22 protein-coding genes are annotated in these 24,977 nt (G+C 43.7%); 10 read left to right on the plus strand and 12 right to left on the minus strand.

Going from position 1 to position 24,977, the window contains the following annotated elements; all coding sequences use genetic code 11:
• Positions 1 to 62 precede the first annotated feature (62 nt).
• The 3 genes from AB4405_RS17415 to AB4405_RS17425 all read left to right on the plus strand — a co-directional run bounded on the left by AB4405_RS17415 (position 63) and on the right by AB4405_RS17425 (position 3,031).
• Positions 63 to 983, plus strand: a complete 921-nt coding sequence (locus tag AB4405_RS17415; protein WP_372062050.1) for a LysR family transcriptional regulator — start codon at positions 63 to 65, stop codon at positions 981 to 983.
• 223 nt (positions 984 to 1,206) lie between these two features.
• The gene (locus tag AB4405_RS17420) at positions 1,207 to 2,292 is read left to right on the plus strand and encodes a hypothetical protein (protein ID WP_372062052.1); all 1,086 of its coding nucleotides are present in this window, start codon (positions 1,207 to 1,209) and stop codon (positions 2,290 to 2,292) included.
• Positions 2,293 to 2,362: 70 nt separating this feature from the next.
• Positions 2,363 to 3,031 (plus strand): hypothetical protein, encoded by a 669-nt coding sequence (locus tag AB4405_RS17425; RefSeq protein ID WP_372062054.1) that lies wholly within the window; start codon positions 2,363 to 2,365, stop codon positions 3,029 to 3,031.
• Between the two features lie 159 nt (positions 3,032 to 3,190).
• On the opposite strand, the gene AB4405_RS17430 is transcribed toward AB4405_RS17425, so the two are convergent.
• The 8 genes from AB4405_RS17430 to AB4405_RS17465 form a co-directional block, all read right to left on the minus strand.
• Positions 3,191 to 4,837, minus strand: a complete 1,647-nt coding sequence (locus AB4405_RS17430) for an ABC transporter ATP-binding protein (RefSeq protein ID WP_372062056.1) — start codon at positions 4,835 to 4,837, stop codon at positions 3,191 to 3,193.
• A gap of 15 nt (positions 4,838 to 4,852) precedes the next feature.
• On the minus strand, positions 4,853 to 5,875 hold the full coding sequence (locus AB4405_RS17435; protein ID WP_372062058.1) for an ABC transporter permease: 1,023 nt from the start codon (positions 5,873 to 5,875) through the stop codon (positions 4,853 to 4,855).
• On the minus strand, positions 5,876 to 6,964 hold the full coding sequence (locus AB4405_RS17440; RefSeq protein ID WP_102469428.1) for a microcin C ABC transporter permease YejB: 1,089 nt from the start codon (positions 6,962 to 6,964) through the stop codon (positions 5,876 to 5,878). It abuts the gene before it with no gap.
• 9 nt (positions 6,965 to 6,973) lie between these two features.
• The gene (locus AB4405_RS17445) at positions 6,974 to 8,800 is read right to left on the minus strand and encodes an extracellular solute-binding protein (RefSeq protein WP_372062060.1); all 1,827 of its coding nucleotides are present in this window, start codon (positions 8,798 to 8,800) and stop codon (positions 6,974 to 6,976) included.
• A gap of 167 nt (positions 8,801 to 8,967) precedes the next feature.
• A complete protein-coding gene (locus tag AB4405_RS17450) occupies positions 8,968 to 9,936 on the minus strand; it encodes a diguanylate cyclase (protein ID WP_372062062.1) in 969 nt (322 codons plus the stop codon).
• Positions 9,937 to 10,161: 225 nt separating this feature from the next.
• Complete coding sequence (locus AB4405_RS17455) at positions 10,162 to 11,514, minus strand: carbohydrate porin (protein ID WP_102469431.1); 1,353 nt, start codon at positions 11,512 to 11,514, stop codon at positions 10,162 to 10,164.
• Between the two features lie 141 nt (positions 11,515 to 11,655).
• The gene (locus AB4405_RS17460; RefSeq protein WP_102469432.1) at positions 11,656 to 13,221 is read right to left on the minus strand and encodes a glycoside hydrolase family 16 protein; all 1,566 of its coding nucleotides are present in this window, start codon (positions 13,219 to 13,221) and stop codon (positions 11,656 to 11,658) included.
• A 112-nt stretch (positions 13,222 to 13,333) separates the two neighbouring features.
• On the minus strand, positions 13,334 to 14,173 hold the full coding sequence (locus tag AB4405_RS17465) for a MalM family protein (protein WP_372062064.1): 840 nt from the start codon (positions 14,171 to 14,173) through the stop codon (positions 13,334 to 13,336).
• Between the two features lie 631 nt (positions 14,174 to 14,804).
• Here AB4405_RS17465 and AB4405_RS17470 point away from each other — a divergent pair.
• Positions 14,805 to 15,812, plus strand: a complete 1,008-nt coding sequence (locus AB4405_RS17470) for a LacI family DNA-binding transcriptional regulator (RefSeq protein WP_372062065.1) — start codon at positions 14,805 to 14,807, stop codon at positions 15,810 to 15,812.
• Positions 15,813 to 15,936: 124 nt separating this feature from the next.
• Here the strand turns inward: AB4405_RS17470 and secF are convergent, their stop codons facing one another.
• From secF to AB4405_RS17485, 3 genes are all read right to left on the minus strand, one after another.
• Positions 15,937 to 16,839 (minus strand): protein translocase subunit SecF, encoded by a 903-nt coding sequence (gene secF / locus AB4405_RS17475; protein WP_102469435.1) that lies wholly within the window; start codon positions 16,837 to 16,839, stop codon positions 15,937 to 15,939.
• A 2-nt stretch (positions 16,840 to 16,841) separates the two neighbouring features.
• Positions 16,842 to 18,668 carry a protein translocase subunit SecD gene (gene secD, locus AB4405_RS17480; RefSeq protein ID WP_372062066.1) on the minus strand — a complete coding sequence of 609 codons (1,827 nt, stop codon included), beginning with the start codon at positions 18,666 to 18,668 and terminating at the stop codon, positions 16,842 to 16,844.
• Positions 18,669 to 18,790: 122 nt separating this feature from the next.
• Positions 18,791 to 19,372, minus strand: a complete 582-nt coding sequence (locus AB4405_RS17485) for a hypothetical protein (RefSeq protein ID WP_372062068.1) — start codon at positions 19,370 to 19,372, stop codon at positions 18,791 to 18,793.
• Positions 19,373 to 19,531: 159 nt separating this feature from the next.
• Between AB4405_RS17485 and AB4405_RS17490 the strand changes: the two genes are divergently transcribed.
• From AB4405_RS17490 to nfsA, 4 genes are all read left to right on the plus strand, one after another.
• Positions 19,532 to 19,933, plus strand: coding sequence for a hypothetical protein (locus tag AB4405_RS17490; protein ID WP_372062069.1), 402 nt, complete (start codon positions 19,532 to 19,534; stop codon positions 19,931 to 19,933).
• 188 nt (positions 19,934 to 20,121) lie between these two features.
• Complete coding sequence (locus AB4405_RS17495; RefSeq protein ID WP_372062126.1) at positions 20,122 to 20,553, plus strand: MarR family winged helix-turn-helix transcriptional regulator; 432 nt, start codon at positions 20,122 to 20,124, stop codon at positions 20,551 to 20,553.
• A 329-nt stretch (positions 20,554 to 20,882) separates the two neighbouring features.
• Positions 20,883 to 21,143 carry a hypothetical protein gene (locus AB4405_RS17500; RefSeq protein ID WP_372062071.1) on the plus strand — a complete coding sequence of 87 codons (261 nt, stop codon included), beginning with the start codon at positions 20,883 to 20,885 and terminating at the stop codon, positions 21,141 to 21,143.
• A 209-nt stretch (positions 21,144 to 21,352) separates the two neighbouring features.
• Positions 21,353 to 22,075, plus strand: a complete 723-nt coding sequence (gene nfsA, locus AB4405_RS17505; RefSeq protein WP_372062072.1) for an oxygen-insensitive NADPH nitroreductase — start codon at positions 21,353 to 21,355, stop codon at positions 22,073 to 22,075.
• Positions 22,076 to 22,347: 272 nt separating this feature from the next.
• Here nfsA and AB4405_RS17510 read toward each other — a convergent pair whose 3' ends face one another.
• A complete protein-coding gene (locus AB4405_RS17510) occupies positions 22,348 to 22,866 on the minus strand; it encodes a hypothetical protein (protein ID WP_372062073.1) in 519 nt (172 codons plus the stop codon).
• A 222-nt stretch (positions 22,867 to 23,088) separates the two neighbouring features.
• Between AB4405_RS17510 and AB4405_RS17515 the strand changes: the two genes are divergently transcribed.
• A complete protein-coding gene (locus AB4405_RS17515; RefSeq protein ID WP_372062075.1) occupies positions 23,089 to 23,823 on the plus strand; it encodes an IclR family transcriptional regulator in 735 nt (244 codons plus the stop codon).
• 113 nt (positions 23,824 to 23,936) lie between these two features.
• Positions 23,937 to 24,800 carry a hypothetical protein gene (locus AB4405_RS17520; protein WP_372062076.1) on the plus strand — a complete coding sequence of 288 codons (864 nt, stop codon included), beginning with the start codon at positions 23,937 to 23,939 and terminating at the stop codon, positions 24,798 to 24,800.
• The last annotated feature ends 177 nt before the right edge of the window (positions 24,801 to 24,977 follow it).

Genomic DNA, 24,977 nt, shown 5'->3' on the forward strand with positions numbered 1-24,977 from the left:
CCTTTACGTCCCATAACATTTATTCTTACTATGAATAGGTCACTTGTCGTTAAGGATACCGTATGGCTAAAGATCTCTTTTCTAATCTCGACCTCAATTTATTGCGTACGTTTCTTATTTTGAATCAAGAACGCAATATGAGAAAAGCCTCCGAACGCTTGTTTGTCTCTCAACCGGCAGTGAGTAAAGCCTTACAGCGCTTAAGAGACCACTTTGATGATGAACTCTTTGTCAAAACTCATCATGGCTTAAGAGCGACAGAGAAAGCCAACATTCTCGCAGAGTCTCTCTCCCCTATATTAGATGAGCTATCCAATGCCGTGAATCATTCATCAGAATTTGATCCAAGTGCATTAGATGGCACCATCAAGATTGCAATGTCACCGTTTTTCTTATCTAGCACCGCAAGTAAATTGTTTCGCTCAATAAGAGAAGAAGCGCCGAACACACAGATTCAGCTATTAAACTGGGGTAAAACAACGCTACAAGATATCGTTAATGATGATGTTCAACTCGGTCTCAACTATTCAATCGCACACGCCCCCAAAGAGTTGGTTCAAACGCGCCTAACTACCGATACTTTTAAAGCTTATGTTAGAAAAGGTCACCCTTACGACAAAGATGTCATTCAGATGCAAGATGCTGGGAATTTTGAAGTGGCGACATTAATCGCTGCAGATTGGAACTCAAACTTATCTAACACAGAAAAAGTTCTAAAAGTTAAGGGGATCGAACCCAACGTTGTATTCCGATCCGAGTTGCCATCGGCAGTTATCGATGTAGTTAAAAACTCCGACATTATCTTTCCAGGCTCCATGTATCTGAACCTTGACGCCCATCCTGGATTGCGTTCAATTAACATTCAATTTGGGAACTCTGCCATTAACACCGACATTAACAGTTATTATCACTACAAAAACAGAAACAATGCGACCACTCAATGGTTGAGAAAGAAACTTCGTCTAAGCCTAGAATTAGAATAAGCCCCTCATACTCCCCTCAAAACCTTATCGTGTTCATGCTTGATAACCAGCGGTTATCAAGCCCATTCCTCTTTTTTATTAATAACTTAGTGTTATTTGTATGATAAAACCGTTTCATTAGAGCGCGTTCTTCTCAGTCCCTATACTTCTCTCATCGGCTAGGAACGCCACTTCACAAGCATGAAGCACACTTTTAGTTCCAACACACTTTTGAGAGAAAAGCATGAAACTTAAACTTATCAGCACACTTATCGCCGCGTCTTTTTTAGCAGGTTGTTCATCGAATGGTTCTAGCAACGATGGTGACACTGGACCAGCCCCACAAGATGGCATTGCTGAGGTCACAACCTATGAAGGTGACATTTTTAACGCAGCACTTATTCAAGGTGATGAAGGTGAGCATAATGCATTTGTCGCCGTTGATAACGAAGGAAGTGGTTACATCCACCTAAATGGTGAGACCTACTTCGTTGATAACGGTGATGTCACCGACAAGAATGGCGATGCTGTGGGCAGTGTTCAAGGCCAAGATGGCGGCTACATCTTCCATGGTAACAACGGTGGTGAGATTACTCTGACGAATGTTGACGGTCGCCTCGTTATTTCAGGATACCAGCCACCTCGCCCTGAACTTCCAATACTACCTGCACACCCAATTTTTGATGACCATGACTACACGATTACAGAAACTAAATCTGGGTATATCATTCAAGGGAAAGCAGGCAACAGTGCATTCGTTGGAAAGGATGGGAATATTTATGATACCAATACTAGTGAGATCATTGGCTCCGTATACCAAATAAAAACTGGATTTGTTCTCGTCGATAATAATGGTCAATCAGTTGCAACCTGGGATAAATCAAATGGCTTAACATTCATAGACCGAGACGAAGATATTGATCGAGGTATTGTACCTATCGAGCATCCAATTTTTGATGGTTACAACGTTACAATTACTGAAACTAAGTCGGGCTATCTCATACAAGGTGATGCGGGTAATAGCGCTGTTGTAGGAAAAAATGGAAACATATACGACACAAACACAAGTGAAGTAATTGGCAAAGTTAACAAAACAAACACTGGCTATGTAATCGCCAATAGTGACGGTAAAACCGTTGCTTCTTACGACAGTAATAATGGGCTCCGTATTATCGAAACTGATGCAAGCATTGACAGAGGCATTACACCAATAAAGAACCCAACAGAAAATGAACTTAGAGACAGCTTTGCAGAGTCATTACGCAACTTATCTCAAGAGCAACGTCAGCAAATCAAACAGACGGTAAAAGACCGAGTTAATCGTTCATAAATCAGACACATAATAATCACAAAAGAATCAAAGGAGCCGATTTCATCGGCTCCTTTTTGTTTGAGTAACGATGATGAAAAAACTACTTACCCTGTTATTTTTCCCTTTCTTTGTTCATGCGAACCATCATGAACTAGCTTATTACGAACCGTCTATGAGCTTGCAAACATCAAAAGTTGGCGATTCATGGGTCGGTACGGTTTCCGGAACCGTACAAGCGACTGAAGAAGTCAATTTAGGCTTTGAGCTGGACTCTACTGGCTATCTTGAGCTTGGCGCAGGTTACGGCATGCTACTTGGTGAAACCTATACCGAGGCTTTCGTTAGCTATGGCCGCGCCGATATTGTCGATATTTATAACGTTGGCGTATTTGCTGGAAGAATGTTGACCGATGATGTGTTGATTTTTGGTTCTACATCCTATGAATGGCGAAGAAATGTAATTGGGAAAATCCTAGAGACAGACGCATCCCCTCATCAGGAGTGGAAAACCAGCCTAGGAACCAGCTATACCCCGATGGACTGGCTGAACTTTAGCTATTCACTTAATCATGAAAGAATTATGTCATACACAGACTTAGAACCTAATATCTTGCATGCTGATTTTACCCTGACCTTCAAACCAAGATACGTCGAACCTTACGTGAAATATCGTTATGGACAGCACAGAGTCCGTCCCGGTGAGCCTCGGACCACCGAAGGGACTTACGAGTTTGGATTTAATTTAAATTTTAAGTAGAAGTATTCACTTGATTATCAACATATTCATTTTAACCGTTTTTACTTTAGTACTTGCCGAATTACTGATTCTAGTGAGTTGATTTCCCCGAGTTTCATTGGGTACTCTCCCCCTCTAGCACTTCTTTGGCTAGAGGGTTTTTTAAACACTAAGGTATTATTAAAACGAAGATAACGACACTAACGTCTTTGTATAGTCATGTTGCGGAGAGGCAAACATCTCCTGTGTGTTCCCTTGCTCTACAATCTCCCCATTGCGCATTACTATCGTGTAATGACACAACGATTTCACCACGTTAAGATCATGGCTGATGAAGAGATACGTCAACGCATGTTTCGTTTGCAGTGACTTGAGCAAGTCGAGGACCTGCGCTTGTACTGTCCGATCTAGTGATGACGTGGGTTCATCTAGTAGAATAAACTCGGGTTTTAAAATCAATGCCCGCGCAATCGCAATACGCTGACGTTGACCACCAGAAAATTCATTGGGGTAACGATGCCGAGTGTCAGGGTCAAGATCGACCTCTGTCATCACCTCACAAATCATCTTATCTAATGTGTCGTCATCATGTGCAAAGTGGACCTGTAGTCCCTCACCAATCACCTGAGCCACCGACATTCTTGGATTCAACGCAGAAAAGGGGTCTTGGAATACAACCTGCATACGACTACGATATGGCAGCATACCTTTCCTATCTAAGGTTTGAATATCATGACCATCGAACTCAATTAAGCCTTCGCTTTGAACCAATTTGAGAATAGCCATTCCTGTTGTGGATTTACCTGACCCACTTTCTCCCACCAGCCCTATGGAGTGCCCGCGTTTTAGTTGAAACTGCATTTTTGTTACGGCTTTGACGTGATCAACCACCTTTTTAAAGATCCCGCCTTTAATTGGAAACCAGACTTTGAGATCATTTACAGTCAGCAATGCCTTGGCGTTCTCTTCAACGTCAACAGGTAAGCCACGAGGGTCAGAGTCGATTAGCTTTTTAGTGTAAGGATGAGAAGGGTTGCTAAAGACTTGTTGGCATTGACCGATTTCAACAAGCTCACCTTGTTTCATTACTGCCACACGATCCGCAATGCGGCGCACGATACTGAGATCATGGGTAATAAACAACATTGCCATACCAAGTTCTTGTTGTAACGCTTTCAGCAGATCCAAAATTTGAGCTTGTACTGAAACGTCGAGGGCGGTAGTCGGCTCATCGGCAATCAAGAGCTCTGGTTCATTAATCAGCGCCATTGCAATCATAACGCGTTGCCTTTCTCCCCCTGATAATTCATGTGGATACGCGGTTATTTTTTGTTCCGGTGAACGAATACCGACTTTTTTTAACCAAGAAATTGCCAATTGTTCCGCTTTGTTGCTGCGCATGCCGCGATGAATGGCTAAGGTTTCAACGAGCTGTCTGCCTACTTTATGTAGCGGGTTGAGCGATACCATCGGCTCTTGGAAAATCATACCAATGCGACCGCCTCGAATGCCTCGCAGTTGTCTGTTACTGCATGACAGCATATCGATACCATCAAAGGTGATCTTGCCGTTCAAATAATGGCTTGATCCTTTCGGCAGTAATTTCAGCACAGAGTTAGCTGTCACTGATTTACCAGAACCACTTTCCCCTACAAGCGCGAGCGTTTCGCCCTTTTCAATGCTTAGACTGACCTCGTGCGTCACCGTTTCGATATTGTCTCCGCGACCAAATCCAACCGATAGGTTGTCGATGCTAAGCACCTTATTCACGCTATCGTCTTTTTGACGTTCCTGTTTTGTCTGTTGCGTCACTGACTGTTGCATCATTGCCATCTCTCAATATCAACCTTGTTGGTGCGGGTCAAACGCATCTCGAACCGCCTCACCTGCAAAAACCAGCAGAGTCAGCATGATGGAAAGCACTGCAAACGCCGACAAGCCTAGCCATGGGGCTTGCAGGTTAGCCTTACCTTGGGCAAGCAGTTCACCTAATGACGGTGAACCCGCCGGTAACCCAAACCCTAGAAAATCCAATGACGTTAATGTCGTTACCGAGCCAGACAGGATGAAAGGCATCATCGTTAAGGAAGCCACCATCGCATTAGGAAGCATATGCCTTAACATGATGCGCTTGTCGCTGACACCCATCGCATGCGCCGCTTTCACGTAATCAAAATTACGACAACGTAGAAATTCAGCCCTCACAACACCAACGAGGCTCATCCAGCTAAAGAGCACCATAATGCCTAATAACCACCAAAAGTTTGGTTCTACGAAACTCGACAAGATGATCAGCAAAAATAATGTCGGCATACCGGACCACACTTCAATAAAGCGTTGGCCAATAAGGTCAATCCAGCCACCGTAGTAACCTTGTGTAGCCCCTACCGCAACCCCAACAATGCTCGATACGATCGTTAAAATCACACCAAATAACACGGAAATACGAAAGCCATAAATAATTCGAGCTAAAACATCTCGCCCCTTATCATCGGTACCTAACCAATTCGCAGAGTCCGGAGCAGAAGGGACTGACGCGACAATGTCATAATTAATCGTATCGTAGCTAAATCGAATAAGGGGCCAAATAATGTAGCCATTTTCTTCGATAAGGTCACTGACATATGGATCCGTGTAATCAGCCTCCGTCTCAAACTCTCCGCCAAACTCTGTTTCTGCATATTGCGAGAAAATTGGGTAATACCATTGAGAGTCGTATTCCACTAATAGCGGCTTGTCGTTGGCGATAAACTCCGCAAACAAACTTAAAAAGAATAAGAGACAAAATATCCACGTTGACCAAAAGCCTCGTTTATTGGCCTTAAAGCGCTGCCATCGCGCGTGAGTAAGCGGGTTCGTCGCCATCTATCGCGCCTCAAAATCGATACGCGGATCAACCCACATATACGTCAAATCAGAAATAATACTCAAGACTAAACCTAGTAACGTCATGATATACAAAGAACTAAATACAACGGGATAGTCTCGTTGAATGGTAGACTCAAAACCCAAAAGCCCGATCCCTTCCAAAGAGAACATCACTTCAATCAGCATAGAACCGGTAAAGAATATACTGATAAAGGCACTCGGAAATCCGGCGATAATAATTAACATGGCATTTCGAAACACATGTTTGTAAAGGATATTGTTTTCGTCTAACCCCTTGGCACGCGCCGTCACCACATACTGTTTGTTAATTTCATCTAAAAACGAGTTCTTTGTCAGCATACTCAAGGTGGCAAAACCGCCAATTACCATGGCCAGTATTGGCAGGGTTAAATGCCAAAAGTAATCAATGATCTGCTGATACCAAGTCAGCTGGTCGAAATTACTCGACACCAACCCGCGCAACGGGAACCAACTAAAATAATTACCGCTAGCAAACAAGATGATCAGAATAATGGCGAACAAGAATCCGGGAATCGCATAACCGATGATAATCATCGCACTCGACCAGATATCGAAGCGAGAGCCATGATGGATTGCTTTGAATATCCCTAGAGGAATAGAGATAAGATAGATGATCAATGTGCTCCACAGACCCAGTGAGATCGAGACCGGTAACCGTTCCTTGATCAGGTCTATGACATTGCCACCTCGAAACAAACTTTCGCCAAAATTAAACATGGCGTAATTCTTGAGCATGTCGAAGTAACGTTCATGGATAGGTTTATCAAAGCCAAACTGTTTTCGAATGGCTTCCACGACCTCAGGATCAAGTCCACGAGAGCCCTTATAACCCGTTGATACATCATCTGAGCTCGTATCGAGCTCTACTTCTTTTCCACCACCGCTAAAACGCTCCATCACACCGGAGTTAAGCCCTTGCATTTGAGCAATCGCTTGCTCAACAGGACCACCAGGTGCAACCTGAATGATAAAGAAGTTAATGGTAATAATTGCCCAAAGTGTTGGGATGACCAGCAATAATCGCCGGAATATATAAGCCGCCATTAATCCCTCTTATCGACGTTTTACAGGAAGCTTCTGCGCTTTCTCTTTAGACACCCACCAGGTATCAATACCTAGGTCATAGGTAGGTAAGACATCAGGGCGTTCAAATTTATCCCACGTCGCCACCCGATATTTTTTGATGTACCACTGAGGAATAGCAAAATAATTCCACTGAAGCACGCGATCGAGAGATCGGCCGAGTGCAAGTAGCTTTTCGGGATTGTCTTGATTGTCGGCAATTTCATCCGTCAACGCATCAATCACTGGGTTCATCACACCGGCAGTATTATAGGTAGAATCAATAAATTTAGAGTTCCAGACTATTTTCAGGTCTGAATTTGGGTAAGGGTTTGCAAAGTAAGACGAGGACACCATGTCAAAGTCACGATCCCTAAGTCGCTTAGTATACTGCGTTGTGTCGATAGTACGAATTCGCATATCAATGCCCATGGCACGCATATTCTTTTGGATTGGAATGGCGTATCGCTCTGTCGTCGGGCTGTAAATAAGCAGCTCAAAGCTCATTTTTTCACCCGTTTTGACATTCGTCATCGCTTTATTCTTAAGTTCCCATCCGGCTTCTTTAAATAGTGCAAAGGCTTTACGCATTTGCGGGCGAATTCGGCCTGAGCCATCGGTAACAGGAGGATTGTACTCCTCAGTAAAAATTCGAGCAGGTATCTGATCTTTGTACTTGTTTAGCACTTCTAACTCAGCATCGCTTGGCAACCCTTTCGCTTCGTAGTCTGTATTTTGAAAATAACTGCGTGTTCGAGTGTATTGGTTATAGAACATGTTCTTGTTCATCCACTCAAAATCCATCGCGTAATTCAGAGCTTCTCGTACTTTAGGGTCACTAAATACAGGCTGTTGGATGTTAAATACGAAAGCTTGCGTCGCCATCGGCTTGTGGTGTTCAATCTCTTCTTTCTTGATGAATCCCTTGTCAAAGTTCACACCCGTGTATGAGCTCGCCCAAAATTTCGCACTAGATTCTTGCCTGAAGTCAAACTCACCCGCTTTGAAAGCTTCAAGCATCACAGTATCATCACGATAATAATCGTATTGAACGGTTGCGAAATTATTACGACCAACGTTAACAGGTAAGTCCTTCGCCCAATAATTCTCATCGAGCTTATAGGTCACGCTTTGACCTAGCTTGAAACTGGAGATCTTGTATGCCCCACTACCAACCGGCGGCTCGGTGAGGGGCTCCGCAAAGTCTTTGTCTTTCCAAAAGTGTTTAGGGAGTACACGAGTGCTTTGCGCTAGCCCAAACAGTTTCTCTTTGTTTGGCGTTTCCATTTCAATTCTAACCGTCAGTTCGCTGATCGCTTTTACTGACTTTACGTCTTTGTAATAAGCACGATACTGCGGCACCCCTTCTGTCATGAACTTATCAAACGTAAACTCGACATCTTTTGCCGTAATAGGCACCCCATCATTGAATCGAGCTTTAGGGTTGATGTCGATTTCCATCCACGAATAATCATCAGAGTACCTGACACGCTCTGTAATTAATGGGTAGTAGGCGTTAATTTCGTCACTAGGAGAAAACATTAAGGTGTCATAAAGGGTACCTGAGGCCGCCGCCGCGACACCGCGAGAGGCAAAACGGTTAAAGTTGTCGTAGGTACCATTTTGACCGTAGGTTACCTTGCCGTATTTAGGGGCGTCTGGATTGACATAATCAAAGTGAGTAAAATTTTCAGGATATTTGGCAGTGCCAAAGCCAACGAGTGTTGTGCTCTCTATGGTTTTAGCCGTCACCGTATTGATACTGAACACCGTTACGGCTAACAAGCCAAGCTTAAGACCGAATGAAACTTTTCTCATTGCTGTCATCCCTTTCTCCCTAAAAATAGAAAAAGGGCGTCTTGAGGCGTCCTTTTCCTAGTAATCTGACAATTATTTAAATTTGCTTATACTGTTATAAATAGCTGTATTTGACAGGGTTTTCAAGGGTTCGAGGGGATTGTTGGAATAATTAACGTTAAAGTTTGCTACAACCCAGCCACGCTGCTGGATTCTTGTTCGCATAAGTCACAAGTGAGGATACCCGGAGCATCTGAGCAATAAACATGGACACGCCCACTGCAGCCTTTTTTGGAGACATAAAGCGCTTTATCTGCTCGCTCAATAATACTACCTTCTCGCGCTGAATGGGTGGCAACACCGATCGAACAAGACACACTAAACTTCTTGCTACTGCTACTGGTAAAGGTCAATGCCTCGATCTTTTTAGCAAGGCGAGACGCCAACGAATACGCTTTTTGAATATGACCACCGGGTAAAATCAACACAAACTCGTCACCACCGTAACGACACAATAAATCTTCTTCTCGAGTACTTCGATTGATCGTCTTCACGATATCGACCAACACTCGATCACCAATCGAATGACCATACTTGTCATTAATAGGCTTAAAGCGGTCAACATCAATAATGAGCACCGAGTACTGAGTCCCGTCTTCTATGTACCTATTGTGTTGCTCTTCTAGTGCTAAGTGCAAATATCGACGGTTATAACACCCAGTCAAACCATCAGTATTGGCTTCTTCGAGCAGTATCTGCCTTTCTTCCATATCTTTGGATATATCGACAGCGAATCCAATGACACCAAGCACCTTACCATTTTTGACTATCGGTGAAGAGACCATAAGGTGATACAACTCTTGCCCATCAATGGCAAAAGGGATTTTATGCTGTGTCGGTTTACTGGTCGTAATGACTCGCTTGTCGCTGGCTCTCATCAACTTAGCGGTATTATAGTCAAACAGCTGCCAATCCGACTTGCCACGAATACCGTCTAATCCAACGCCAAACGTCTCGACAGCTTTTTTATTCACGTACTGGTAATGCCCATTGCTATCTTTAATAAATATATACGCGTCAACAGCGTCAAAGACTTCTGATAAGCCTAATAACTCCTCTGGTGAACCTTGGTGAGTTGATAGTATGAGCTCTAGCATATACTCGCTTTTATAAATGCATGGTGTTGAATATATTGAATGCTAGAGTTTAAACCCTAGTTTGTAATTTTTCCTGTATAAACGCAGGTTTACTAAAGCGAAAGTTTAGTTTTGATATGTAGGCCACATTTTTTGAATTAAGATCACAAAAAGACCACTAAATGCAGCCTTTTTGATTGTTTTTTAGACAGTGTAAAGCGCTATTTTCGGCGCACTTTTCCTACATTACCACCAAACATCAGCTTGGAAACCCACAATAAAATCTTTATCCGCATTGCCTTGCCCATCCAAATTTGTCCATGATTCTGGTAAATACGTGGCCAGCAACCTGATTTCCGGTGCGACACCCAATGAGGTGGGTAGAATGAACGTAGGGGCAATGGTGAATTTAGACTGTTTCCACGAGTTACCATTCCAATTGTTATAAACATAGCCTACTTCACCTTGCATATAGAAGTGCTGACTGACTGGAATGGTTGGTCTAACCATCGCCGACGCCCAGTAATTATAACCGCCTTCAGTACGAGCATCACCGGTAGCCATATCATTGTATTGCGCTTGTATTGAAGGGAATAAACTCACCCCGTTTTCAAAGGTATACCCACCCCACATTAAAACGCGAGCCGAGGTATCGTCATCCTCTAATTGAGTGACTAAGTATGATGCTTCTCCTGCTGGTCCCCAGTCATTATGTTGACCCTGCGCGAGTGAGCCAGGATGATAAGCGTTGTAGTCCGTAATGGTTCCACCAAGTAAGTTTCCGGCTCCCAATCCTTTACCACCTTGTACAATGATTTTTGAAAAGCCATTACCAGGAATCGCAAAGAAGCTATTAAGGTTATAAGTTGCGGTCAGGTCGTAACCTGTTTCTGCCCATTCTTTGCCTTGAACATCCCAGTTATCTGGCATGGCTTTAAGCAAAGCGGACAATTTTAAATTGCCGAAAGTAGATGAAATATTTAATGCGTGCATAAGGTTGTTTAGGTTAGTCGCATTGTTGCCGATTTCCGCAGGTGCCGTCGCCCAGCGATCAACATCTTCATTGACCCGGTCACTCGCGATATAGGCTAAATCGACCATCGAATCACCTAATTCGTAGCCTTGAATGCCAATACCCGTACCAGACATATCGGTGTAGAAAAAGTCCGTCATGAAGATGTAGTTATCCGCCTTGCCGTACTCCCTTCGACCAGCCCAAAATGTGCCCGATGGCGTAATACCGTTAAGTTCGATAAACGCATTGGAAATACCCGCATCAATCGCATCCGAGCTAGATGTTAACGCAGATTCCTTCCCAGACTTGCCAATCCCAAAGTGAATTTTGAAACTTCGATCATCTTCAAACGCCCATGTACTTGCGAAGTTGGCTTTGTAATCATTGTCGGCTTCAATCCCTAGACGCCCCAATGTTTCCTTTTGCCCCGCATAGTTAGAACGTTTGAAGTCGTTCTCGGCACTGGTAATCACACCCGTTCGAAAATAACCGTGAAATTCAAATCCTTCTGTTTCTTGCGCGAAAACCCCAGACTGCATACTTAATGCGGCGACAACACCTAATGCTAATTTTGATACTTTCATGTAAATGTAACTCCATTTATTTTGTAAGCGCTTTCTTTAGAGTTGCTAATAATATTGTTAAAACGCTCTACCACTGCTATGTAAAACTAACCAAATATCATTTTGTAAGTTCGTAATGTACCCAAAGCAATTTCAATCTCACTATCGAACGAGTCGAATGTTATCTAATTGCACAGTAAGTGATGCTTGAGGCTCCAATACGAGGATGTTCTTTATTTTAGAAAGGTCGACAGTGCTGCCTTTAGAAAAACGGTTACCGTTGCTGACAATCTCAGACAGTGGGATTCGGATTTCCTGCCAACCTGTGGCAGCACTTAGCGGCACCTCATAATCTCCGGCGAGAGGCCAACCACTGTCCATTTTAATCAGTAACTGAGAGTCTTCTTTAATATCAACGGTCTTCATGTCAAACACCAATTCACCGTCGCTTGCCCATCCACTTAAATCCAACTCAGGAGTAATGAAATACGCATTGCCCACCTTACCTTTCTTTGTGAGTTCAATGACTTTTCCACGCCCAGGTTCATCAAGGTATGTAACACTGACTCTCCCATCAGGATCGTATCCACTCGCGACAAGGTGTTTATTGAGTGCATCATCAAAGATGGTCAGTTCTTTGCCTTTGCCATAATCTTTATCGGCAATAATAATAGCGGGGGCGGCGTTACCTTTTACTAACTTTGCTTCTGGTGAGACCGTTGCACAACCTTTGCCAGTTTCTCTATCAAGGCTGCATTCAAAGACTCGTACATAATCCACGGCAAGTGTCTGTGGAAAGATATCGCTATCAATTCCGCCTTCATTTCGATTTGCAGACCAAGACCCACCCACCGCTAGGTTTAACAACAGATGAAAACGTTCATTGAAAGGGGCGCTTTCATCGGCAGTCATCAATGTGCCGTTCTTTTTATATTGGCTATACCACCCTTCTTTTCGTTGTGTAGCAAAGTGATGGTTATCTACATACCATCGAATTTCGCCTTCCTCCCATTCAACAGCGTAAGTATGGAAGCCATCCGCTGGGTTAATATTATCTGGTAGGTGGTAATCGGTTCCGGAGCTGACATTTTCTGGCCACTGACGACCATAGTGCAAGGTGCCATAGACCCGACTTTCTAACTCGCCCTTTGGCGCATCTTCGATATCCGTTTGAACTTGCAGGTTTACGGCTTCCATGATGTCAATTTCACCTGACGCCGCCCATGTTCCATACTTCTGGTCTGTCGGCAGCATCCAAATCGCTGGCCAAGTCCCTTGACCGTGTGGCAACATCGCTCGAATTTCGAAGCGACCATACTTCCAGTCACCTTTATTCAGAGTGCGTAAACGCGCCGAAGTAAACGGCAGCGTCGCTTTCGAACGCATGTCTCCGGTATTATTATTAGCACCCGTAAAGCTGCCTTCTTTTGCGACAATATGGAGCACACCATTGTCGACGAAAGAGTTTACGCTGCGCTTGGTGTAACACTGCTGTTCATTATTGCCGCCGCCCCAACAGTTCTCTTCATGACTCCATTTAGATTTATCAATTTCATCGCCTTGAAATTCATCATTCCAAATCATGGTCCAAACCGGATCTGGGCTCCCTGTTGGATCATTGAGTTGCTCTTGTGTAAATGCGATAGGCTCACTGGTCGACGTACAACCGACCAAAGCCAGCACTACGGCGGATGAGAGGATGGAACGAGTCGATACTTTCGTATTCATATTATTTTATTCCCTGTACAACTGTACCCTCTCTAAAAATACGAAAAGAGTCAGTCTGAACTTGTGATATAAATAGCTTGCGATTAAATGTGTGTTCTTCGGTTTATTGAGGTTATGGTTTTAGTTTTACTGACATGGTGAATATGCCTTTTGCAATATCAGGGTTCGCGGCTTTATTGGTGAATGCCAATGCTTTTTCTAAATCTCCACGTTCCACCAATTCGATGATCTCTACACCAAAGTTGTCCCGCTCTTTTTGCGTTAGGTTTCGCTTATAGCGCTCTAACGAATCCAGGGTATTGGCTTTTATGGTCGGACTTGCCACGACTGCATTTGGTGCGCTTTTTTCCATTGAAAGCGTTAATGTGCCAATAGCGCTATGGACACCAAATGGCTCCATCATGTATTTCTGTAGTGCCATCGTTTGCCCAGTCTCTGCCATTGCTGAAACATCGGCTTGGCGCGGAGTCGACTCTCCCAACAACTGGAAGTCTGTATAGATAATGAGGTATCGAGGCGACGGTTCATGGTCGAAGGAGAGAGTGAGTCGGTATCGCTCTGGATGAAAGGCTGTCTGTGATTCTCGGACTATATCTTGTGCGTCAGAGTTAAAGACAACCGTAAAGTTTTCGTCTAATAACTGTGCCTGTGGTACAAATAAATCCGCATCTATTTCTGAGTATATATTGAGTTTCCGTATATCCTGATGAGCCGAAATTTCAAGCGCAGATATAAATGATTTCCCTGTATCGAACATCAATGAAGGTGATCGGGAGGTTATCTCAATAGTCTGTTTCTTTTCATTAAGTAACGTTTGAAATTCAAGCGCTCTTATGGATTCACAACAAACGTTACTGTCAGACAAGGCGGCTAATCCATAAGCATCAACCGTTGTTGACGACTGACTGCACCCTGTTATCAGCGATACCATTATCCATAACGAAAATCTCATTTTCTAGCTCCTAGTGTTCATCCGTGATACCGCGGCTCATCTAACACACGTTCGCCTGCAATCAACAGGCCATTGCTTCAAAAAAAAATCGGGATAATTAAGTTCACATACCCCCATATGCTCCCTTCCCTAAACATCATCCCGACAAAAACCCTTTCTTGACGAAGAATCCAACCGTCTCCAGCTATTGCGTAAGCTCTCTTTTCATAACACCAAAAAGTAAGCGCTTTCTTTAGGTTTCAAAAAAACTTGCTTTAAAAGATAAATACCAGCAACATTCTACGTGAAAACAATCATATTATTACCGTCTTTTGGTTGATTATAAGCGTAATCAAAAATTAGAGCTGTGTACACGTACAAAATACCGCCATATCGTAAACTTTGAGCACTATCACTATTAAGAAAGCGCTTACAAAAATAATTGAGTCTCCGGTCACTAAAATGATACCTAGCGACAATAAGGGCAAATTGACCGCCTGCTTAGCTGCCTAGATCACATTTTTTAGTCTTAAGGAATTCAAGCTCGACATCAATCCAATGAATAATGATGATTGTGTTGTATAATTAAATAACGTCATGTCTATGAAATCGTGAGTGATTTCAGCGAAATTGAAGCATAGGAATTGAAGATTTGATTACAATAAAAGAAGTCGCTGAACTTGCTCAAGTCTCGCAAGCCACTGTATCAAGAACCTTAAATGGTCACGCTTCAGTGAAAGAAGCGAACAAAACACGAGTGTATGCAGCCATAGAAGAACTTGGCTACAAACCCAATGCTTTTGCTCAAGCACTGGCTTCTAATCGTTCGTGTAGTATAGGCATGTTGGTTGGTACGCTTGATGGCCCATTCTATGGGCCGATGATGCACGAGGTTGAAAAAGTAGTAAGAAAAGAGAACTATCATCTCATTATTACTAGCGGACATGAGAAATACGATGAAGAGTTGGAATCCATTCGCTTCCTTCGTTCAAAAAAAGTGGATGGTCTCGTACTGACCGTCGACACACTTCCAGACAGTGAGTTACTCGATATCACCAAAGAAGTCGACGCTACTGTGCTTATTAACCGATACATCCCAGAAATTTCGGACCGCTGCATCTGGATTGATAACGAGCGAGGGGGGTTTTTGGCGACGGAGCACCTCATTCAGCAAGGGCATAAACACATCGGTTGTGTCACAGGTCAATTAAGTAAAGTCGACAGTCGTGACCGCTTGCAGGGTTTTCGAAATGCATTGAATCAGTATGGGGTCGAATACAATCCTAATGCTGTCGTAGAAGGTCGATTTGACCACAAGTGCAATCAACAAGCTATCCGTCGTCTACTCGACCGAGATGTGCCTCTCACTGCTATTTTTTGCATGAATGATAACATCGCCATGACGGCTTACAGTTTGTGTGTTGAACGAGGTTTAACCATTGGCGAGGATATTTCCATTATCGGTTTCGATAATGTCTCGTTTGGTCAACACATGACACCAGGTCTCACTACCGTTGACTTTCCGATTCAACAGATGGCAAGCGAAGCAGCGAAAAAGGTCATGGCTATCGTTCAAGGAAAAGGCAATGCCAAGCACACCAGCGAACCGATTGTACCTAGCGTTATTGTAAGAGGTTCAGTGAAAGATCTCACCGTCTGAACAATAAGCAATAAGCAATAAGCAATAAGCAATAAGCAATAATAATCAAAAAGGGTAACGAACGCGTTACCCTTTTTGATTTACCCGCATAATAAAAACCACTTATGCTTTTTAAATGCCTGTGTTAAGGCGCTGAGTCAATCTCAATAGGTTGATAATGTTTGCCGTCTAATTTCAGCCACTCAGGCAAGACGGTGCCCATGGAGATCGACGACCACGTCCCAGAAAAAATGCCAATGAACATCGCAGTAGCAAATCCTTGCAACGCATCGCCCCCTAAAAACCATAAAGATCCTACCGTCATTAACGTAGTACCTGATGTCACCATGGTACGAGCAAATGTCCCTAGCACTGCTTGATCGCTTACCAGCGCTGTCTCTTCATGGGGTTTAAACTTCAGGATTTCTCGGATTCTATCCGCGATAATAATGGAGTCATTCAATGAGTATCCAAGTATCGCCAATATGGCGGCAAACACCGTTAGATTAAACTCCATCTGCGTCAACGCAAAGAAGCCTAAAACCAACACAACATCGTGCAGCAATGCAGCAAGCGCGCCGCTGGCTAAACGCCATTCGAAACGAAAACTCAGATAACCGAGAATACACAGTAGAGAAACCAACAACGCAAGGCCGCCTTGGTCATAGAGGTCTTGCCCAACCTGCGCACCGACGATGCTGTCACTAACAATACTTGAATCTGGGTAAGCTGCCATCAATACTTGCTTGAACTCTTGATGAACCTCTGAACCTCGGTCGCCAGCATAGCGGATAGACCAACGCCCTTCATCACCAGACTTAGTGACAGAAATGCCATCACCCAATACCGGGCTCAGTGCATCTCGCAACTCTGTTTGAGTGGTCGGCTGTACAAGCTGAACTTCTGATACTACACCACCGGTAAAATCTAATCCTAGATTCAGCCCCTTAACACCTACGGCAATAACGGACATGACAACCAGTGCGATAGACAGCATATTGGTCATATAGCGAATAGAACGGATATGGTTCGTAAGATAATTTTTCATGGTTATACCCTTACTTCTCTACGGGCGTCTTTTCCCCATACAAGATTGATGATGGCACGAGAAACAAAAATGCCCGTGAACATGCTGGTTAATAGACCTAAGCCTAGTGTCAACGCGAACCCTTGAATGGGACCATTACCCATTGAATACAAAATAACAGCAGTGATCATGGTCGTAATATTTGCATCCAAGATAGTGGCGACTGCCGAATTGAACCCTTGGTCAATCGCCTGGGCAAAGCTTCGCCCTTCTGCCAGCTTGTCACGTATCCGTTCAAAAATTAGAACATTGGTATCCACCGCCATGCCCACGGTCAACACTAGACCCGCGATACCAGGTAGGGTCAGTACCGCTCCCGGTACCAGAGCGATAAGACCCAACAGACAACTCATATTGAGTATCAAAGCAGCATTCGCGACCCACCCCAAGCGTCGATACCACAGCGCCATAAAAGTTAGCGTTAATCCGAGTCCGAGCGCGAGTGCAGCAAAACCGTTTTGAATGTTTTCAGCCCCGAGTGAAGCACCAATAGTGCGCTCTTCGACAATGGTGACCGGCGCGGTTAACGAACCTGCACGTAGCAACAGCGCTAATTGCTGTGCTTCTTCCATATCACCAGAACCTGTGATTCTAAATTGGCTACCCAGTTGTGATTGGATTGTCGCTACGCTGATCACTTTTTCACTTCTCTGAGTTTCCCCACGGGCATTCACACCATATTCACGATAAACGGTGGCCATGGGTTTACCAATATGGCTAGCAGAAAAGTCACTCATGATTTTTCCGCCGAGATGATCGATTGAGATATCAACCTCAGGACGGTGCATTTGGTCAAATCCAACTCGAGCGTTAACAATGTGCTCGCCGGTAAGTACTGGTTTCTTCACCAATACCACCATGCTACCTTGCTCGTCTTTTACTCTTAGTGTCGAACTTGCCGCATCTCCGGGCGTTTTCACCTCATAAAAAGCTAAACTCGCCGTCGCACCGATGACTCGCTTGGCCAATGAAGGGTCTTGAACACCAGGTAACTCGATACGAATACCTGTCTCACCTTGGCGCTGGACCAAAGCCTCAGTAATACCGAGCTCTTCAATACGTTGACGCATTATTTTCAAGTTTTGTTGCATTGTTAAATTAAGGAACTCGGCACTATTTTGCTCGCGTAAACTTATCTGGAGACCTTGCCCATTTCCTTTTGCTAACCATTCTGGGTATTGCTTATTGATAAACTGGCGAATCGTCAGCTGATCACTTTCGTTTTTGGTTGTCACCAACATGCCGTTGCTATTTCTAGGGTTAATGGTGACACCAAAGATTCGCTCTTCACGCAGTGCTTGTTTGATTTCATCAATTACTGCGTCACGCTGCTCTGAGACGGCTTGGTCAACGTCAACATTAAGAAGAAATTGAACACCGCCGCGCAAATCTAACCCCAGTTTTATCGGGGACAGGCCCATATCCTTTAGCCAAGCAGGTGCGATTGAGGTATACGAGTATGAGAGGCTGTCTTTCTCATTGATCGCGCCGTTAAGTACATTTCTCGCTCGTGTCTGTATGGCTTCATCAGCAAACACTAACATGGCCTTGTTATCAGACAGTTCAATCGACTCAGCTTGAACGCCTTTGCTCTCCAGTAGTGTCTGAATTTTAAAAGGACTATCGAGTTGACTGCTTGTCTCTGAGAGTTTCAATTCAATGGCTGGTTTTTCACCATACCAAGACGGCAACGCGCTGAACGTCAGCAGCAAACACGCCGCAATTAGTACAATATACTTCCACTTTGAGTAGTGATTAAGTCGTTTTAATGGTTTGTTTTTTATACGCATAGCAGTTCCTCAGCCAATGGCTGATAGATAAAATTGAGCAATAAGAATCAACGCAAATAGATCGTTCGTTTAAGATCGTCTTCGCAGTACATTATCGTTGCAGGTTACTTTATAAAGAAGGGTTATGCGTATTGGCTATTGAGAGCAACATAGATGGTATTACTGTCTTTCCAACCATTAACGCGATGTTCACTGGTGTGAAAAAGAAAGTAACTGAAGTAAACAAGAGGGGCATCGGTGTTAAGCCCAATTTTGAAACAGCACGGTGAGTCACCAACTTCTGTAATCAATCCAAAATTAGCAGACTCGAATTCACTCGTTTCATTACCACTACTGATCCAGCGTAAGTTCGACAAAATCGCTTTAATGCGACTTTCGTCAGGTCGAGTAGAGGTAGGTCGCTTTGAGGTATCGGTCAGAGCCGGAACATGAGCATCAGCACTTAAAGCGTGGCGTTTTTCTTGATGTGGTGCGCTTACACTAAGGTGTTCAACCGTATTGCGTTCAAAAACAATGTCGCGATCAAAAACAATGTCGCGTTCAAAAGAAATATCACGCTCAGAAACCATATCACGGTCAAAATAGGTACCCTCTATGGCGTACGGCTCGACTAAGCCCTCGCTATTTTCAGATGCTGTTACTCCGAAGGACGTAAATAATACGACACAGATCGAAACAACAAATGACCACCAAGATTTTGACAAAGCTTCAGCCTCAATAAATTCTGTTGTTATTATTCGCCTATCTGCGCTTAAAGACAAATAAAAAAGTCTAAATTCTATTATTCAATTTCATTCAGTCATCTTGAGGTAACAAAAACTGACAACTATAGTAACAAGTACGTGGTTAAATAAGGACACCCTATGGATTTGTCGCAAAATGAACGACTCACTTTGGTTAAATATGCACTCAATATTCTTGACGGATGGGGGGCATCAAATCTTCAGGCAGAAGCGATACTTGAGCTCTCACCAGAACAACACGCCAGAATGAAAATTACACCAGCGACCGTCGCAGTAACCCCTACGACAATGGAAAGGATCCATATTTTAGTAGAGATAGATGGGTATTTACGAACCGCATTCGACAGTTCTCATTTCATCAATAACTTCATTAATGTCCGTAGTACATCGAATCAGTTTAATGGTTATGCACCTATTGAGCACATTGAACGTGGCGAAATCAGTGGACTACAGCGTTTGAAACAATGCGCAAAAGACTTGGCGGCGGCCGCAGAAAGCGAATCTGATCATTCCACTTGGTAATCAACCACACAACACTTTACTCCGCTACAACGGTACAAATCGCGTGCTGTTGTATTTCCGAAATACCACTATTCCAATATTTATCACTATATCCGCGTCATTCAGTCTTGATTCCAACCCAAATCAAGTTGACAATATCAATCACCAACTCTTTTGATACTATTTGTCGTTACTACTGGACCAGAATGATGCCTAACCAAAAATCACTCGATAGCTTGTTTCACCTCATGCATGCTGTTAAACGCAATATGCACAATCACATCGAACAGCTCGGATTGAGTATTGCCCCTATGCACGTCCGAGTTCTAAAAATAATTAATGCTAAAGACTCCTGTACTGCTCATGACATTGCAAGCTTACTTGATCGCGATAAAGCGCAAGTAACACGACTACTGAATACCCTACTCGCAGAAGAGTTCATCGTGAAAGCGCCCAACCCAAAAGATAAACGTAGCCAATGCCTACGAGTGACAGATAAAGGAAAAGAGATTGTAGAGAAGATTTCCGGTGTAGATAGCCACGTTTTAGTCAACCTAACAAAAGGATTATCTAAAGATGACCTTGCCAAATTTCAGGAAATCGCCGAGAAGATGAAGCACAATATGACGTCTCAACCTTAAGCATTAGCCGATGTTTTTACGTCCCCCCAATGACGACAAACTATCTCAAACTTAGTTTGTCTCTTCAGGACATACACTAAATCTATATAACAATTCATTATCGTTTCGACAAAATTCGCCATTTGATGTTGCTAAACGTCATCATTAGTATGCCTTTCAAATTAGAGGCGGCCTCCGCCCTTCTCGAACAATAGCATCAATGGCTTGGAGTGACGGTCGTGAATAGTTTCAAGAATATTTGTCCCAATAAAATGCGCAAAGAACGCGTCAAGCGCGAGCATGATTTACTTATATTAAATTGTGTTAGCGAAAACGAATTTGAGTCCAGAATGGCCATATGGGATAGCCTAGCAAATAGCACCGCGCCACTAGCAGAAATAAAACACTTTATTCTCAATGCTTTCAATATATTTGAACACAAAGTGCAAAAAGCACATAGTGAGCTTACTGTCAGCCAGGTAGAGTTCACTACGTTCGCGACAGAAGAAATCCAATACATCAAAAACAACGTCGTGAATCGTTCCAATCAAATTATTTGGTATGCGGTCATCGTCTTCACAATATCGGGCATATTGGCCATCTGTTTGTAAGCCTATTAGGCTCACTACCTTAAAGCGTGAAGCGAGCTAAGCATCACGCTTCTAGACCCCGTTTCGCGTTATATAACCGCACGCTCAAAACCATTGAGCTAAAGCGTTGCCGTCCCCACACTACAACATGAGCCATTTACCTCGCCAATAAATGCCGTTATGGTATTTCTATTCACGACATCATAAGCACAAAGGACAACCTGACTATTATGAACCGTACAATAGAAACTATTCTTGAACATCGCTCCATTCGTCAATTCTCCCAGCAACCAATCAGTGCTGAGCAACTCGATATCATAATACAATCAGGCCTTGCGGCCTCGTCTTCTAGCTTGCTGCAGGTTGTTTCCATCATTCGAGTTACTGATAAAAACAAACGAACGTTATTAGCCGAATACGCGGGTGGACAAGCTTACGTGGAAAGTGCCGCTGAGTTTTTAGTGTTTTGTATCGACTATCAGCGTCATGTGAGCATCAATCCCGATGTCCAAGCAGACTTTACAGAGTTGACTTTAATTGGTGCAGTCGACTCAGGCATTATGGCGCAAAATTGCTTGCTGGCCGCTGAGTCATTAGGGTTGGGCGGGGTTTACATAGGTGGGTTACGAAATAGCGCAGAACAAGTCGACAAATTATTGGAGTTACCCACTAATACCGCGGTATTGTTTGGCTTGTGCTTAGGTCATCCAGAGCAAAAACCAGAGGTTAAGCCGCGCTTGCCCGCCCATGTCATCTTGCATGAAAACCACTATCAAGCACTCGATATGACCGACATTCAAGCCTACGATGACACCATGCTTCAGTACTATGCTAGTCGCTCAAGCAATCAAAAACAAACCTCTTGGTCGCAACAGGTAACGGGGAAACTGTCCGGGGAATCTCGCCCTCACATTCTTCCGTATCTCAACAGCAAAGGGCTTGCAAAGCGTTAAGAGTTCGGGGGTCTACTGTTATCACCGTGGTAGCGACACTTAAGGTTTCAACTGTCGCTACCTACAGCCCCAGCACGCTGATGACTAACGGAGCACTGATTCCTATGGTATACCCATGGACGATTGAGGTTCCGAGCGTTTTCCCCAAGTTATTCGCTACTTTCAAAGCCAATAACGCTCTCGCTATGACCCGCAGCGCTTATATGACCTTACTGTCTAAACGTAATCCGCAGACCTTGAGGCCGATAATGATTTTGCGGAGACTGACAGCCTTAAAAAGACCAGCCGACCTTAAAACTAAACGCAGTCTCTGAGCGGTCAACGAGTGGTAATTGACTGACCCCGACACTCGCCGTCCACCCTTCATTTTCTACGATAAAATCGACGGCAGGAGTGAAGCCCGTGTATGAGTGATGGTCGACGTTATCTCGCCCAGCATAAAAATAACTGCGATCCATCGTTGATTGAACCACACCTAAACTTGGAACAATATAGATTTGATCCGTTACCCCATAGGTCACGGCAACCCTTGCTGCATAAAAGTTTGATTGAGTATAATAACCACCGTCTGGGTTTTCATCGATACGCCCTCCTTCAATTACACCGCCGACTCCCCAATTTTCATCGCCATTTAATTGGTACACCCCGAGTGAATAGCCTTTACCACCGTTGAGAAAAGACACCCCAGCTAATACGGCGATTTTCTCGTTGGCATCCTGGGCATGAACAGGTGCTATGGCTGTCGCCGTCAAGATAGCGAGCGACACTCGCTTAAAGTATGGTTTGTTCATTTGAGTCAACACATCAACAGAAAGTGAGCCGCACTCTAGGCATCTCCGTTATCGGCGTCAAAGCAATCAAAGCACTTTAACCAAAATCTGACTTAACGCTTGGTCGCTTATAGGAATTGGCCGATTTTTCACTCAATAAGAATTCCGAAATCAATAACTATTCCCTTTCTTATTGCATAGGAATATAAATTGCTTATCCGTTTTGAAAAGTAGATAACCAACATGGGCCATACACAGCGCTCCACGAATCAAGTCAATGAAAAGCCGCTTCAGCTTCTGATGCAGGTCGCGCTCTCCGAGATCCCAGTGTCAGCAAAAACCCTCAGTATACAAATGGGGGTACCACTAAGCAGCTTGTATCGTCATATCAAATTGCTAAAAGAATGGAATTTAATCGAAGAAAGCGTGCAAGACAAAACCTTAATTGTTGGCCCTGCAGCCCTAATGTTGATGCACAGTTATCAATCTAATTCTCACAACTCTGAAGCGATAGAAAGCATTCTCAATCGCTTGCAAAAACAGACCGGAGAAATGGCCGCCTACATGGTCCCAGTAGGCTACAGAGCGCTATGTGTTAGCTTGCAAGAAAGCGCTCAGGCAATTCGATGCAGTTATGTCCGCGGACAAAGCCAACCGTTATTAAGGGGGGCATCTTCCAAGGCCATGTTAGCTTTTTTGCCAGAGATTCGTTGTGAAAAAATTCTTCGGTATTTTGGAGAGGAAGACAACATGAATAGATGGATTGCTGAACTCACACTGATTCGACATCAAGGTTATGCCGTGAGTACATCAGAATTTGACCCAGGGGTAACCGGTATCAGTGCGCCCGTGATGAAAGGGACCAAACTACTGGGCGCGGTATCGATTATGGCTCCGGCATATCGAGTAGAAGCGAATAAAGATAGATTTATCCTACATGTTTTACAAGCAGCCCGAGCACTGCCGCCAGAAAGATAACAGTATTGGGTTTGCGTTAGCGCGCCTCACTCAAACCCAATACTTGAGATTGAGCTTGTCATCAGGTTTATTTGCCTTCACTGAACCAGTATATTTCTGCAAGGTTATTAATTATGTTATGTGTCTTCAAGCAGTTGTGGAAAAACCGATACCTCTCTGTACCTGAGAATAGGCTTCCGATATTCACCGTTTGTGAATCGATTAAACCAATTAGTCATATTCAGTTTGAAGACTCAGAGTCATTATTGGAGACCGCTTTTGAATGGTTAAATGGTTTCGAATGCTCTCACTCAATGAGAAACATGGGCCATTTCCCATTGCTTTCTACTTATCGGGCAGAGCGTCCTTTTTTTGAAAGCCCACGCGCTAATGTAGACCTTAATACACAGCTCATAGAACAGCTTGCCCATGGTGCAACCCCATTAGTTCTCACTAATTGCCATGAGACATTACTGACCTTATTACCTAGCCTGCTTATTGATTCTCAACAAGTCGGTGTGATTAACATCAATACCGAGTTTTTGATGGACCCTACATTAGAAATTAAAACCGGCTCGATGCTTCATTTTGCATTGAACCGTTATGATGAATGCCGTGCATTCCATATAGGCGTTGATCCAGTGCGGTCACATAAAAAACAATGGGATTATGCTGAGGATATGGGGTGTGACTGGGCAACACTAAATGAGCTTTGTTATCGAAATAGAGGCATGATTAAGTCGCAAGTTTCGCGTTTCATTCATCATTGCGACAAGATAATTGTCACCATTGACCTTCCCTCAATATCGAAAACCACATCTAAACTCAAAGGCCAAAAGCTCGAACTTTCGATGGTACTTAGGGTATTGAGGCAGTGCATGTCCTCAAAGAAAGCAATCTTGATTCAACTTGTCGGCTCTGAAGAAGAGCATATTTATTCCAAGGCGACTCAGATGTTAATCGAGGAAACGAGCCAATTTTACTATTTCTCGCACTAGCTAGTTTTCGCACTAGCTGTTTTTCGCATGGCCTACTTTTCATATCAACTGTGTTTTAAATTGGCTTGTTGTCGTATTGACTGACGAGGCACTCAGAGAGTGAAACCTCATCATATAAATCAATGGTGAAACGATATGAGCATCACCATTGATTCATTGTAAGCAAGTCTCTACCGT

The sequence above is a fragment of the Vibrio sp. 10N.261.51.F12 genome, from assembly GCF_041471725.1.
In the GTDB taxonomy this organism is placed as follows: Bacteria; Pseudomonadota; Gammaproteobacteria; order Enterobacterales; family Vibrionaceae; genus Vibrio.

What these genes read in the sequence shown, in the direction of transcription:
- AB4405_RS17415 (WP_372062050.1), top strand. Translation starts at nt 63, where the DNA reads ATGGCTAAAGATCTCTTTTCTAATCTCGACCTCAATTTATTGCGTACG.
- AB4405_RS17420 (WP_372062052.1), top strand. Translation starts at nt 1,207, where the DNA reads ATGAAACTTAAACTTATCAGCACACTTATCGCCGCGTCTTTTTTAGCA.
- AB4405_RS17425 (WP_372062054.1), top strand. Translation starts at nt 2,363, where the DNA reads ATGATGAAAAAACTACTTACCCTGTTATTTTTCCCTTTCTTTGTTCAT.
- AB4405_RS17430 (WP_372062056.1), bottom strand. Translation starts at nt 4,837, where the DNA reads ATGATGCAACAGTCAGTGACGCAACAGACAAAACAGGAACGTCAAAAA.
- AB4405_RS17435 (WP_372062058.1), bottom strand. Translation starts at nt 5,875, where the DNA reads ATGGCGACGAACCCGCTTACTCACGCGCGATGGCAGCGCTTTAAGGCC.
- AB4405_RS17440 (WP_102469428.1), bottom strand. Translation starts at nt 6,964, where the DNA reads ATGGCGGCTTATATATTCCGGCGATTATTGCTGGTCATCCCAACACTT.
- AB4405_RS17445 (WP_372062060.1), bottom strand. Translation starts at nt 8,800, where the DNA reads ATGAGAAAAGTTTCATTCGGTCTTAAGCTTGGCTTGTTAGCCGTAACG.
- AB4405_RS17450 (WP_372062062.1), bottom strand. Translation starts at nt 9,936, where the DNA reads ATGCTAGAGCTCATACTATCAACTCACCAAGGTTCACCAGAGGAGTTA.
- AB4405_RS17455 (WP_102469431.1), bottom strand. Translation starts at nt 11,514, where the DNA reads ATGAAAGTATCAAAATTAGCATTAGGTGTTGTCGCCGCATTAAGTATG.
- AB4405_RS17460 (WP_102469432.1), bottom strand. Translation starts at nt 13,221, where the DNA reads ATGAATACGAAAGTATCGACTCGTTCCATCCTCTCATCCGCCGTAGTG.
- AB4405_RS17465 (WP_372062064.1), bottom strand. Translation starts at nt 14,173, where the DNA reads ATGAGATTTTCGTTATGGATAATGGTATCGCTGATAACAGGGTGCAGT.
- secF (WP_102469435.1), bottom strand. Translation starts at nt 16,839, where the DNA reads ATGAAAAATTATCTTACGAACCATATCCGTTCTATTCGCTATATGACC.
- secD (WP_372062066.1), bottom strand. Translation starts at nt 18,668, where the DNA reads ATGCGTATAAAAAACAAACCATTAAAACGACTTAATCACTACTCAAAG.
- AB4405_RS17490 (WP_372062069.1), top strand. Translation starts at nt 19,532, where the DNA reads ATGGATTTGTCGCAAAATGAACGACTCACTTTGGTTAAATATGCACTC.
- AB4405_RS17495 (WP_372062126.1), top strand. Translation starts at nt 20,122, where the DNA reads ATGCCTAACCAAAAATCACTCGATAGCTTGTTTCACCTCATGCATGCT.
- AB4405_RS17500 (WP_372062071.1), top strand. Translation starts at nt 20,883, where the DNA reads ATGGCCATATGGGATAGCCTAGCAAATAGCACCGCGCCACTAGCAGAA.
- nfsA (WP_372062072.1), top strand. Translation starts at nt 21,353, where the DNA reads ATGAACCGTACAATAGAAACTATTCTTGAACATCGCTCCATTCGTCAA.
- AB4405_RS17510 (WP_372062073.1), bottom strand. Translation starts at nt 22,866, where the DNA reads ATGAACAAACCATACTTTAAGCGAGTGTCGCTCGCTATCTTGACGGCG.
- AB4405_RS17515 (WP_372062075.1), top strand. Translation starts at nt 23,089, where the DNA reads ATGGGCCATACACAGCGCTCCACGAATCAAGTCAATGAAAAGCCGCTT.
- AB4405_RS17520 (WP_372062076.1), top strand. Translation starts at nt 23,937, where the DNA reads ATGTTATGTGTCTTCAAGCAGTTGTGGAAAAACCGATACCTCTCTGTA.